The organism is Enterococcus sp. 3H8_DIV0648, from assembly GCF_002140655.1.
Lineage (GTDB): Bacteria > Bacillota > Bacilli > Lactobacillales > Enterococcaceae > Enterococcus_A > Enterococcus_A hulanensis.
This window is the reverse complement of sequence record NZ_NGLG01000001.1, coordinates 3186367-3198603: the sequence shown is the minus strand read 5'-3', so window position 1 is coordinate 3198603 and position 12237 is coordinate 3186367. Positions and strand designations below refer to the sequence as shown.

The 12237-nt window shown below is 41.6% G+C and carries 14 protein-coding genes; all 14 read right to left on the bottom strand.

Features of this window, described 5'->3' with window-relative positions; genetic code table 11:
* A partial coding sequence (locus A5875_RS14805) for a T7SS effector LXG polymorphic toxin (protein WP_254911877.1) occupies positions 1–1359 on the bottom strand: 1359 nt, incomplete at its 3' end.
* The gene (locus A5875_RS14800) at positions 1349–1708 is read right to left on the bottom strand and encodes a DUF3958 family protein (protein ID WP_088934298.1); all 360 of its coding nucleotides are present in this window, start codon (positions 1706–1708) and stop codon (positions 1349–1351) included. The genes A5875_RS14805 and A5875_RS14800, both read right to left, overlap by 11 nt.
* Positions 1708–1986 (bottom strand): TIGR04197 family type VII secretion effector, encoded by a 279-nt coding sequence (locus tag A5875_RS14795; protein WP_088934297.1) that lies wholly within the window; start codon positions 1984–1986, stop codon positions 1708–1710. The genes A5875_RS14800 and A5875_RS14795 overlap by 1 nt, the downstream gene beginning before the upstream one ends.
* Before the next feature lie 61 nt (positions 1987–2047).
* Positions 2048–2344: a WXG100 family type VII secretion target gene (locus tag A5875_RS14790; protein WP_010742512.1), complete on the bottom strand. Its 297-nt coding sequence runs from the start codon at positions 2342–2344 to the stop codon at positions 2048–2050.
* Positions 2345–2576: 232 nt separating this feature from the next.
* On the bottom strand, positions 2577–3626 hold the full coding sequence (locus tag A5875_RS14785; RefSeq protein WP_088934296.1) for a hypothetical protein: 1050 nt from the start codon (positions 3624–3626) through the stop codon (positions 2577–2579).
* 4 nt (positions 3627–3630) lie between these two features.
* Entirely contained in the window at positions 3631–4050 is a 420-nt protein-coding gene (locus tag A5875_RS14780) for a hypothetical protein (protein WP_088934295.1), read from the bottom strand.
* A gap of 30 nt (positions 4051–4080) precedes the next feature.
* Positions 4081–4788: a winged helix-turn-helix domain-containing protein gene (locus A5875_RS14775; protein ID WP_088934294.1), complete on the bottom strand. Its 708-nt coding sequence runs from the start codon at positions 4786–4788 to the stop codon at positions 4081–4083.
* Between the two features lie 16 nt (positions 4789–4804).
* On the bottom strand, positions 4805–5560 hold the full coding sequence (locus A5875_RS14770) for a helix-turn-helix domain-containing protein (protein ID WP_088934293.1): 756 nt from the start codon (positions 5558–5560) through the stop codon (positions 4805–4807).
* 79 nt (positions 5561–5639) lie between these two features.
* Entirely contained in the window at positions 5640–5855 is a 216-nt protein-coding gene (locus tag A5875_RS14765; protein WP_088934292.1) for a hypothetical protein, read from the bottom strand.
* An 18-nt stretch (positions 5856–5873) separates the two neighbouring features.
* The gene (locus A5875_RS14760; protein ID WP_088934291.1) at positions 5874–8321 is read right to left on the bottom strand and encodes a WxL domain-containing protein; all 2448 of its coding nucleotides are present in this window, start codon (positions 8319–8321) and stop codon (positions 5874–5876) included.
* On the bottom strand, positions 8318–8782 hold the full coding sequence (locus A5875_RS14755; RefSeq protein ID WP_088934290.1) for an LPXTG cell wall anchor domain-containing protein: 465 nt from the start codon (positions 8780–8782) through the stop codon (positions 8318–8320). Before A5875_RS14755 ends, A5875_RS14760 begins: the two co-directional genes overlap by 4 nt.
* Positions 8772–9839, bottom strand: a complete 1068-nt coding sequence (locus A5875_RS14750; protein ID WP_088934289.1) for a DUF916 and DUF3324 domain-containing protein — start codon at positions 9837–9839, stop codon at positions 8772–8774. Before A5875_RS14750 ends, A5875_RS14755 begins: the two co-directional genes overlap by 11 nt.
* Before the next feature lie 71 nt (positions 9840–9910).
* A complete protein-coding gene (locus tag A5875_RS14745) occupies positions 9911–10681 on the bottom strand; it encodes a WxL domain-containing protein (protein ID WP_088934288.1) in 771 nt (256 codons plus the stop codon).
* 366 nt (positions 10682–11047) lie between these two features.
* Positions 11048–12237: tyrosine-type recombinase/integrase (locus A5875_RS14740; protein ID WP_369596955.1), on the bottom strand; the 1190-nt coding region annotated here is incomplete at its 5' end.

Here is a 12237-nt window from a genome sequence, read left to right as displayed (position 1 = left end):
AGAGGTATGACCATTCGGATAGGAAATAAAACTTTTAATATCATATTTCTTTCCAGTGACAGTATCAATAAATTCTGATCCTCCATTAACAGTTTTATCTCTTACAATATGACCTAAATCTCCTCTTTCTTCTAAAACTAAACCAATGTCCCTTTCTAACTTAGAGCCTTTTGTTATACTCCCACCATGTGAAGGGTCTCTAGCTAAATCATCCAAGTCTGCTTGAGTCCTCTTTATTTTTCCAACCACACTGGTCTTTTTATACTTCCCAGTTTTCTTTCCTTTAATCACAGTACCTTTATTAATCGTCCTGCCTGCTTTGGTAGTAACTTTTACTTTCGTTACTTTTTTTCCAGCACTAAAAATTTCGCCAATTTTTAGTGCTTTTGCACCTTTTATTAGTATTTTTCCACCAATAAGATCCAAGAGTGTAAACCCTGCAGCCTTTATGCGGCTATCTTTTGTTCCAGTATACCAATCTTTGCCCGTCGCAACTCGATAAAGGTCATTAATTCCAGAGAGTTCTCCCAAATGGTATAAGCCTTCAATGGTTCTTTTCTTTACTCTATCCAGATTATATTTTTCCGACGCTTCTTTGTCGTAAACACCATCTACAAATATCTGGTAATAATACCCGTCGCCATTTACTTTTCCCGGTATCGTGACTTTTTTTACTTCAATTTTTTCATTTTTCGCGGCTTCTTTTTTCTCCCAAAGTGTATTAACATTTGCTGCCCAAGCCATCTCTTCTTGCTTAGGAACAGAGAAAGTTCCTGCACTAGCATTCCAACAAGTACCTGCTTGTGCCGCTCCCGTATTGATTGCTGCTTCTAATGTCGCTATCTCAGAAAATATTGAAGGCGAAGAGGCATGAAACTTCTGCAATTTTCTTAGTTTCTTCTCTAACTTCTTCTTCGCTTTTTCTTGGCCTTCTTTTACATTCTTAACGCCCCTCAACACTGATTTCATTAGTACGCCCATCTCTGGGTTAGCTGAGAGTGCTTGAATGATCGCATTCGCCGTATCAATCCCTTGTTGGTATTGTTGGATCTGTTCTTCTAGCTCAGAGGATTTTAAGTCTGCGCTATCGACTTGGGATTGATAGTCGTCTGGAAATTTCTGGCAGGCTTCTGCTACCGCTTCTGATAAAAGCATACCACCTTTGGCTAAGGGCTGTAAAACGGCCGAAAAGTATTGTTTTGCAGAGTCGTAGGTTTTTCCCTGCAATTCTCCGCTGCTCATGACGAACTGGTTAATGGCTTGTTGCAGCTCTTGGTAGCCTTGGATTTGTTTTTGACACATCGAATTGACGCTGCTCGCCTGTGCTTGCGAACTGCTGACATACATATCAATGCTCATTGGGTTCCTCCTCGCTATACAGTTTCTTCTTTTCTTTCGTTAGTGCGTGGTCTTGTTCTTCAAGTAATTGCTGTTCGCGTTTGATTTCTCTTTTTTCTTCGCCGAGGGCTTCCATCGCTTTTCCGGCATCGCGAGAAAAGAAGGAATAGATGTCATCAAATTCACGGCCGCCGTCGTTTTTTCGAAAGGTTTCCCGCGTTTTTTGCAATAGCTGTTGTGTTTTTCGGAAATAGGTGCCGATGCCGTCATTCAATCGGTCGACTGATCGTTGACGTTCATACAGCGCATCTCTTTTTTTCGTGATGCTTCTTTGTTCTCTTCGAATATCTTCTAATCGCTGTTCACTCATTAAAATTGCTTCCTTGTAAATAATTCTTTTCCGGCTTGATCGATCGCCTCAAAGTTTTTCGCAACACTATTGATATTACTTGACGCACTGCTTACTGCTTCGCTGACTTTTAGCACGGCATTGTATGTTGATTTCACCGCATTTTGAGCGGATTTATTCCCCGCAACAGTCGTTTGCGAATCACTTGTTGCAACACCGCCTGCGGTCAAACTGCCCGCCGCACTTTTCAATGCGCTGGCTCGTTGTTGGGCAACGCCTAGATTACTTTTTACCGCCATCTCTTTCGCTCCTTTTTGAAAAAAGCACCAGCACGCAATGTACTGATGCTCTCATGTTTGATTAATTTAAGCCGAATGATCCAGCATCTTGGCGGTCGCGTTCTGCCACGGTGTCCGCGTATTTGTTTAGTTGTCCATGGATGCTTTCCAGTAATTCTTCCATTTGTTTCACGTTGCCTTCTAATTGGTTGTATTGTTCCAAGTAAGCTCGGAAGGCTTCCCCTTGCCATTGTTGTGAAATCGTTTGGTTCATTGAATTGACTTTGCGGATCGCGTCCTCTATTTGAGCCGAGGCTTGTTGATAAACCTTCGCCTGTGATTTCAGCTGTTCGGGTGTGACTGTAATTGCTCCTGCCATAATGTAATTCCTCCTATTAATTAAGTTACTGTTAGGATAACCCAAATTTGGAGCTAGAAACCAAAGTTCGTCGTATACGGTAAAAAGTTGCTTATACGACGAATGAAATAAATCATTTTTTAGTTTTCACTCAGATTTCTCATCGCTCTCCACAAAAAAAGAAGCCTCAATGGACTTCTCTACTGCTAATCTCTCTTCAACTCTTTCAATTTCAAGTGATTCTATTCGCTACTCATTCTTTTTCCGCCAACGCCTCATCTAACGCTTGAACAACTTGCTGATACTGCTCATCATTCATGTGTTCACGATAGGTTGTTTTCAAATTTTCAGCGGTTTGAGCGTCGATAGTGTCTTTATTTTCTTCAATAGTTTTAAGAAGTTCAGCCATATCTTCATCGCCTACTTGCACTGTAGGTGTGACTTCTGCCAGAAATTCCTCGATTGGGATGAGCGCTTCTTTTTTCGGCAGTTGGACAGATTTATCGTTGTTTTTCGGTTTTTGGTTTATCGTCATTTTTATGGTATAGCTTACACCTTCGATCGTGCTCTTAGCTGTGATCTTGCCTTGTTTGGTATGCTTTTTCGTATCCAAGGTTAGGTCAAGCGTTAACTTATCTAGCTTTTCTAATCCTGTAACCTCTTGTTTAGATAGATAGTCTTGGATTTCTTTTTTCGTAAAGAGATGCGTCAGCTTGTCGCCTTCTTTTTTGAAGGTGTCTTTGTCTAGCTTATCGATATATTCTGAAAGCTCTGTATGGGGAATAGATAGTTCCTTTTGTCTTGTTGCCTCGGCAGCCTCTTTTTGTGTCATCAAGATATATTTGCCTTCGATGTTTGGCGTTTTTACAGTCTGAGCAGAAATATCTGGATTGAATTGTCCCAACAACTGTAATGCGGCGTTGTAGGATTCCGCGCTGGCATAGATATCCTTCGTTTGATGGTCTTCATAAAAATCAAAAGGTATCTCTTGTCCAAGCGCCTTTAATTGAAGACTCACGAATTGATTCTTCGTTTTCTTATCCTCTTGATACGAGCCTGTCAGTGAGATTCCTTTTAGCTGCTTTTCGAGCACGTCGAACATCATCTTGTTTTCTGGATTAGAATCCTCCTCCTTAGCATTAATTGAAAGACTATCAAGGGTCATATCAAAAGTACCACTGTTCATCTTCGCTTGTTTCTGCAATTCTTCTTTGTATTCCTCTTGAGGATTCGCACCTCCGCCACATCCGCTGACTATTCCTAATACCAGTAACAACCCTACAATGAATCTAAACTTTTTCACTCTATTAGCCCCTTTCTTTTGAACGCGTGGGTTCATTTACTTTCTTATGTTTCTTAATCATTGAATGAACCGTCTCGACAATCACACCTAAACTAAGGACAGCCTGGATGATTGCTCCGATTCTTATTCCAAAGACATCATAAAAGAAAGTGAGAATACGAGGAATCTTGAAGGTCTGATTCAACAGACCTGCTTCATACAAATAGACGGTCAAAAGACTGCTAGTCAACCAAACCATGGCTAAGAAAAGAACGAAGCCGTAACGAATTCGTTCATTATTTCGTTCATTTCTTAGCCGTTGTTCTGTCGCTGTTTCCTGTTTTTGCTTCTTCGCTGATCGGACAGCCATTATGCCGCAGAAGATGATGAAAACAACCAAAACTCCCATAAAAATGAGGATGCCCTTATCATGTTCCCAACTCATTTTCTTTCCTCCCCAGTCCTTGCTTCGTCCTTACATGATACTAAGTTCTTCCACATCGACGTCTACTTGATCATAAACAGATTCATGCATGCGATACCCGCGTCCCCAACAAGTCTCGATGATCGGACCCTCTACACCTTGTTCTGCTAATTTACCCTTTAGGTGTTTGACCATTACAGAGAGCTGAGACATGCTGGAATTGCTCTTGCCGCGATTCCACATGCGCAGGCAGAGTTCGTCCCGCGGCACTGTTTGTTTTTGCTGCTGATAGAGAACTTGGAAGAGCTTCACCTCACCGCCGCTTAAAGAGAAGCTGGATAGTGACCGTTTTTCTTCGGCTTTTGGTAAGAAGACGATATTTCCTTCTTTTCGAACCTTTTCACAGCTAAGCTTTTCCCGCAGGACTTCTAGCGTTGGTTGACTTTCGATCCATTCGGTCAAACCAAGTCCCTTCCATTCTTCTAAATCCGTCTCTTCCAATCGTTCATCAGATTTCCGTAGAATCGAGGTCGCGCAAGTCCTTAGTGTTCCTAACAATTCTTTTACTTCGGCGTTTGCCAAAGTTTCGCTTAAAATGATCAGGTCAAACATGCGGATAAGATCATGGGTTGATTTCTCCAACAGGCACAAGTTGATCATCAGCTTTGAAGTAAAGACCTCGTGCCCCAACTGACGCAATCGATCCTCAAAGTCTTGTTCGTTCAATGGATTATTGGTTAATAGTAAAATTTGACTCATTGTTATTCCTCCTGCTTTATATACTTACATGTTGCGACTGATCGCGTAGCTCGCCCTTCAACAAGCATTGATAAAAATAGGTGTTCAACTGGTAGCCTTCGCCCCAGATCGTGTGGACCGCCTCTTCAATTCCATAAGCTTCGAAGACCTTTTTCCTGATCTTCGTCACGGCCGAAGAGAGCTGGCTCAGTTTAGAGTTTTGATTTTTAGAGCGCCAACCACGACAGAGTTCCTCGCGTTTTAAGGACAAACTCTTGGATTTCCCCAGCCGTTGAATAATATCCTTTTCCAGTTTGGTAAAATGAATGTCGGAAAAATACAACGGAAAAGCTTTTTTATTTTTTTCTGCCAACGAGCGCGCTTCGTAAAAAGGCTGTGTCGCCTGAGCTTGGATAAATTCCACCTGCTGCATCAAGGTTTTGTGAAGCAGCTTTTCTCTCAGCCGTTCCAGCGTAGTAGCCGTTAAGACCCAATCGAAAATATGCCACTTATCCCATTCAGATACCTGCTCTTTCGGCGGTTCCTCTCCGACGATTCTGACTAAACAATCCGTGCGAAACTGCTCTCCGAACTCTTTTGCTTCACCTTCTGAGATCGTCTCACTCAAGAATATCCATTGAAAGGACTTCATGAACTGATCCACACGGCGCGCATTCTCCCACATTTCCCAGATTGACACAGACACCAATACTTCATAATTCAATTTCTGGAGCTGCTGCTGCAAATAGGTCTCCACCGAGATATTTTTTGTTAAGATCAATATGCGATTCATTTTCCACCTCGTTCTTGTATGGTATGACTCACCACGTTAATATGTACAAACCGCTCGAAAGAAATCGAGCGGCTATTTTTTAAGCTGTTAACTGGTTCTGGATCAAGATATATAGACTGATGCTAAGACCGATCCAGATGATCGCTAAGAGGAACATTCCCCAGTTGGCAAGTAGATATGTTCGTTTTTTTTGTTTTGTCTGTTCAGAAAAGGACAGATCCTTTACTAGGAAAAAGACAGCTAGGATAAGGGAAAGACCTCCCAATCCCGCAGATAGCCAGACATAATTGTACATAGTTTCCTCTCTCTTTCCTTATATTGAAGTCGTCAATGTCCAATCCATCGTAGCCTTATAAGAAAATCCAGCTACTCCAGTATGGGCTAATAAATCTAGCTCAACATCATTAAAGGCGTAGTCTAATTGATAGACACCTTGCACTGCTCCGTTCGTCAAAGCGACCGTCGTGCCATCTGAAGGAATGATTTTATTTCCAACTGAAGTGCCGTTAACTAGAGATTCATTATGCTTGTTGTAGTCTTGAACCTCTTTTAGATTCCCATTATTCAAATGGATTGCGGTAGCTGTCGGCAGTGTTTTTGACCCGCTAGTAAATTGTCCTAACTTCACTGTCAAATCCCAACCAAAGTTGCTTTCATTATCCATAAACCGAATATACGGATTGTACGTTCCTTGATAAGAAGCTGCATCTAGACCCTTTTTCTGAGCGAAAGGTTTAACTTCTGTTTGCCCAAAATCGAATTTAGGAATATTGATCAGTCCCGCATTTCCTGTTGGTTCCAGATTTGGTTCATTCGGATCATCGATACGAACAAAGTTTTCTGCTTTCAATGAGGTTGCCATATTTCCATCCAGCTCAATCTCAGCTGGCAGGACCTGGTTCACCGCACCAGTCGCTGTATCGGTAAATGTGATATCCGCATACTGACCTGTCGGAATATTGATCCCAGTTAGATTCACACCAGTCAACCAATCACCTGCACCAACGGTAAAGTTTTGAGGCGCACCAATTGATGGCGTTACAGTTATTTGCGTTGGATGAGTTAGACCGGTAGCCCAGTTACTCGTTGCTTTCAACGTCAAGTTGTTCAACGCAGAAGTTCCCGTATTCGTCACTCGCGAAGCCCACGCAACACTGTTCCCACTATCAACCACTTGCGGCGTTGGTATTAAGTCCAATGTCGCTGTTGTATTCCGTGCTTGGTAATGGTAGCGAAATTCTTTATCTCCCTTAATATTCATCCATATTGCGGTAGATGTTGGATTGAGTATTCCGGGCGCATCGGTGTGATTTTCCCAACCGACACAATCCCAAATGGCCCCGCTTGTATCTGTAATAGCAGGGAATCCTCCTGCCGGCACTCCAAAACCTCCGTTGTCATAAATTAGTGCAGAATGAGGGTTGCTTGTTGACATCGGAATAAGCGTTGTCCCATCAGTGCTATCTACCCATTTTTCGGTAATCGTGTGCTGTTTCTGCTTATAGATATAGTAGATATCTTTATCATTTGTGATGTTGTTCAACTGAATAGCGCCAGTTTGTACAGCTCCAGAGATACCATCTTTCCAACCAGTGTATTCCCACTCAGATCCACTAGTATCCGTCTTTGTAGCAGCTGGTGTTCCAGTGAAATTATCCCCATCTGCAATTGATTGAGATGTATCCCAGGTTCCACTATTGATTGAGGCATCGCTTTCATCTACATATTTCTCTTCTAAACTATGGCTACTACTGTATACAACAGTAATTTTCCCTTCATCATCAAAATTCGAAATACTCGTGTCTGTATAATCGACTGTTATGGATGGAGGATTCCCTGTATTTAGAGTCGAAGGTTGTGTTGCACCTTGATACCAGCCTTTGAGCCTATAACTAGTTCCGCCAACCGTATAATTAAGCGGTAGTGAGTTCATCGTATGCGTAAACTGCTCTGCATTAGCATAGGTCTTCTTTCCTTGAGTGAATCCAGATGGAGGCGTAAGAGACACTCCACTTTCATCTACAAAGTTTTCTTCAATTTCATACGGTGTTGCGACGAAGTAGATTTTTCTACCTGACGAGTCTGTGGATGTATTTTTATAAGCACCATTTGAGGCGACTGACGAACCCATTGAAACAACAGCAAACTCCACGGTTGGAAAAATGTAGGCACTAGACAAAAAATTTGTTTCAACATATTTGAATACCCCTCCAGGTAGTGCAGTGAATTTGGGATAGGTAGGATTTAGAAATGGATAATAGGCATTTACAGGAGTTGCGGTGTCCCACAAGCCATCATAAGTAACCCCCTGCGAGCGGTACTCCTTTACACTCCCTAATGAAACATTCTTAATATATTTTTCTGGTATCACTCGAAGATTTGTATAGTAAGCATAATGGAAACTACCTCCAAAGGCACCAGAGCCAGTTGGGTATTGAAATACTGAGCCTATATCATATAGACCATAATTATGAACGTAGTTGCCAGTTGTTGAAGTGATTCCAACATCCTGGGCAGGTGACCCGCCAATAGTTAAGAACTGATTGAGAGCTGGCGGACGATTTCTATGTTCTTTAATATCAACCAATACTTGAGCATCCTTATACGGGGAACCATCCGGTAACTTCATATCGAAATCAATACCCAAATTTTCATTAAAAGCTATTGGTGGTGCTGCATAAACCTCCTGTATGGGAATTAGGGTAATTAATAACATCAAAATCGGAATGATTTTCGTAAATCGTTTTATCATTTTCTTCATACCCGTTCCCTCCTACTTCTCCTTGAATAGAAGAAAACAAATAAAATAAGAAATAATCCTACAAAAGGCAACGCGATCGTGACTAATTCTCCTGTTTTTGGCAACAGCTTCCCATCTGAATAGTAGCGAGTTGTTCCGCTCGTTCCGCCATCTCGATCATTTCCCCAGAAAAAGCTGCTTACTTTTCTCTGGCTAGATTCTGTATCAGGCAATGAGGAACTGCTAGACTCTACATTGCTAGAATTCGAACTACTAGAGGAACTTGAAGAACTGGAACTTGTTGTTGCGCTTGTCGAGGTGCTGCTTGATGTAGAACTTGATGAGCTAGAGGAGCTAGTTGAGCCTACAAATCCCACTCCTACTGGTGTTTCATATGAATAGGATGCCGCATATACAGAAGCTGTACTGATACTCAGACAGAACAAGCCAACAAGTAGAATCAACCCATTTTTATTCTTCATGCATCTCCCTTCCTTTCTTTCGTTTGATTAAACGAACAACCAACCAAGCTGTCACTGCCGCTGTGATGATCCCTGCTAGATAGAAGCTTGTCGTCCACCAGTTAGGAACAAAGATACGGAATGCTGTTTGCTTGTTCATTTTTCGAGCCATCTCACGAGTAATCGTAAAATCCTGCTTAAATGACCATTTATTATTTTTTCCTGTGACTTTACCGATAAAGGTATAATCTCCGGCTGTAACTTCCTGCATCCCCCAATCAATCTGAAATGGGAAGATCGAGTTTGGCGCGATCTTGACGTTTTCCAGCTTGTTCTTTGCCAAGGCTTTCTCTTGCCCTTTACGGACGATCTTTCCTTCTGCCACTAGTTTTTGCATAGCTTCAGGATTAGGATTTTGAATACTGGCTTCTAGGACTTTACTCCCATAATCGATCTCTGGTTGCAGCTTCGTTAGTTTAAGTTCAGTTTCCCCATAAACCGGAGTGTCCTCTTTCTCCGTCAGAATCATCCCGATCGCATACCCGTATGTATTCTTTACGGACATACCTTTTTCATCATCCTTATCATCTTCGGATTTCAATGAAATACGAATGCCGCCTAAAACGATCCCGTTAAAAGCTTCTGATGGAACAGAAATATCTATCTCTGCCTTGCCTTCTGAAAAAGCATCTACGGTCACTTCTTTACTCTTTGGTTTAGCAATTTTCGTTATCGGAAGCTGCATGCTCTCATCTGGCTTCTTTTCACGTTCATCATAAGTAATCAAGCCATTACGATTCGTCGCTGCATTTATGACTTCAACTTTATACGTCGACTTCTCAGCTGAACTGTTCATAATTCTCACTTCAACTGTTTGCTTATGATTAGGCGCTACTAATAAATGGTAATAACTGATCCGATCGTTGATTTGGTTCTCTGGTAATACCGCCTGTACTGTAAAGCCAGCACGTTGTTCATTTTCAGTGATCACTTGTGATTCTTTCGTATCTTCTGCAAAACTAGTTACAGGAAATAGAATCAATAGCAACAAGCATAAAATAGGGATTTTACGTCTCATGTTCGGCTCCTTTAGACAGGACAGGCTGAAGACAACCCCGTATCTTCAACCTGTCCTTTCCATTCTTTTTATTAAATCGAATCTGTTAATGTCCAGTCGATTGTTCCTTTGTACTGTTCACCAGTTGCAACAAGATTCATTGGACCTGCTGGAATATTCAAGTAAATGTTATCAAATTCACCTTGCCAATAACCTTCACCACGACCATCTGCATCGCCAAGATTTGTTTCACCAGATGCGGTCATAACAGTTGCAGAAGATGTACTTAATGTTACTGATGTAGGAACCATATCTGGTGTATGAACCGTTGGAGTAGCTGGAGTTGCTATCCAAGTATTTGGGTCCATAGAGTTAAGGGCTTGGTTCATCGTGATCGTTGCACCAGTTAAATCCTTACTACCTGTTGAAAGATCAGCAGTTAGTTTCGCCTCTAATTTCCAACCAGAAGCACGAGTACCACGTACATCTCCTACTAAGAAATGTTTAGTGGTTGGGTTAGTAAGACCCGATCCGCCTGTATTTGATGCAGGACTACCTTCCCAGTTGGTATCAATTGGAACTGCTGTCGGTGCTGTTACAGTTGATGTAGGAACTGCTGTTTCCGCAAAGTTGAATTCTTTTGGAACATAAATCAAACCAAAATCTGTTCCAGCCGGTGGTGTTACTGGTGGCGTAACTGGCGGTGTAACTGGTGGTGTGACTAATTGACCTTTCTTAAACGTAACAGAGCCGGTTGATTGCTTGCCATATGTAGCCGCATCTGCCGGTAATGCTGTGGTAACCAATACCCCGCCTAGGAATGCTGTACTTAACAATCCTGTGACTAATTTTTTCTTATTCATCTCTTTTCTCTCCTTAATATAATTTAATTTTTTATATCTATAATGTACGGAAATGGTACATTTGATATTGAATTAGGTAGAACTTTTTTTGTTAAGTTAGGATTACTTTTTTTTCGAGTTTTATCTAAAACTATGAACCTCTATAAAAAAACGATGAAACCGCCCCTCACAGCCCCTCTCTGACGGTGATTGACGGCGCATAAAGTGTCTGTGAATTTTAGCTTCAAATTTCACCGATTCTTTTATTTAATTTTTTAAGAAATATACGGATTGAAGGAACAATTCATTTTAGTAAGCGCTTACTTCGAGTGAGAAAAAAAGGGAGGCAGAATTTTGGGGTTGAAAATTTTTTTAATTATTTATGCTTTATTTTCGCGCACGCAGGGCGGTTTCCATCTGATAAATGACTTTTATTCGCTGTTCCATCATGGAATCGGCATAGGTATCCAAGGTCAACTGGGTAGAGCGGTGCCCCATCATATCGCTGACGGACTTAATGTCGCTTTGTTCTTCTAAGCAGCGAGTCGCAAAGGTGTGACGCAATTGATGGAAATGGATGTCCTCTAGTCCGCATTGTTTTCGTAACTGATGGAAATGATAAGTTAATAATCGCGGTTCCACTGGATTCCCTTTTGTGGAGAAGACATGGTCTCCTTTGGCTTTGCGGCGATAGCTGAGTAACTGTTTTCTCAAAGGAAGACCGAATGGGACAGAGCGTGTGCCGGATTCTGTTTTTGTCGTGCCAAGGTTCAACTGAGTTTTCTGTCCATCAAATTCTAGAGCGACACGTTGATACGTTTTATTGACGGTGATGATATCGCGTTCAAAGTCTATGTCACTCCATTCCAGTGCAGCGATCTCTCCGATTCTTAGTCCTGTATGCAGCGCTAAGTAGGTTGGTAATCCTGTGTGATTCTTTCTCGATAGCGCGGCTTTCTCGAGGTTATTTTGTTCATCCCGCGTTAACGCACGAATGGGTTTCTTTCGCATTTTCGGTAGTTTTAAGAATCGAAACGGATTTTCTTTTAGGTACTCTTGTTTTTGGGCTTCGTATAGGCATTGCTTGGCAACGCCTAAAATGACTTGCATCGTTGAGACTTCCAGTCCCTTTTCTATCCACTGATTTACTAAGTGCTTTCCATTTTCCAGCTTTAGTTCGTTAAGATCGTATTCTCCGATATAAGGGAAGACGTATTTCGTCAACTTATAATAGTAGGAAGTGTAAGTCGCTGGCTTTAATCCTTGTTGAATTTCATTCAGCCATTGGCGTCCCCACTCTTCAAAAGGGATACAAACATTGCCATACAATTCTTGACGCGTATTATAGTAAGCTTTCATTGCATATAATTGGCTTCGCACTTCACTGAGGGTTTTTCCATAGATATAGCCATATTTGATTCGTCCGTTGGGTTTGTATCCTTTCTTGTAACGTCCTTCCCAACGTCCATCTTTTCTTTTGTAAATATTTTCGCCTCTTCGCATAATTATCTCCTTATTTTTCTTCTTATTTTGACGGCTGAATTGACGGTCAATAACTAGATATTTTCTTTCGTTTA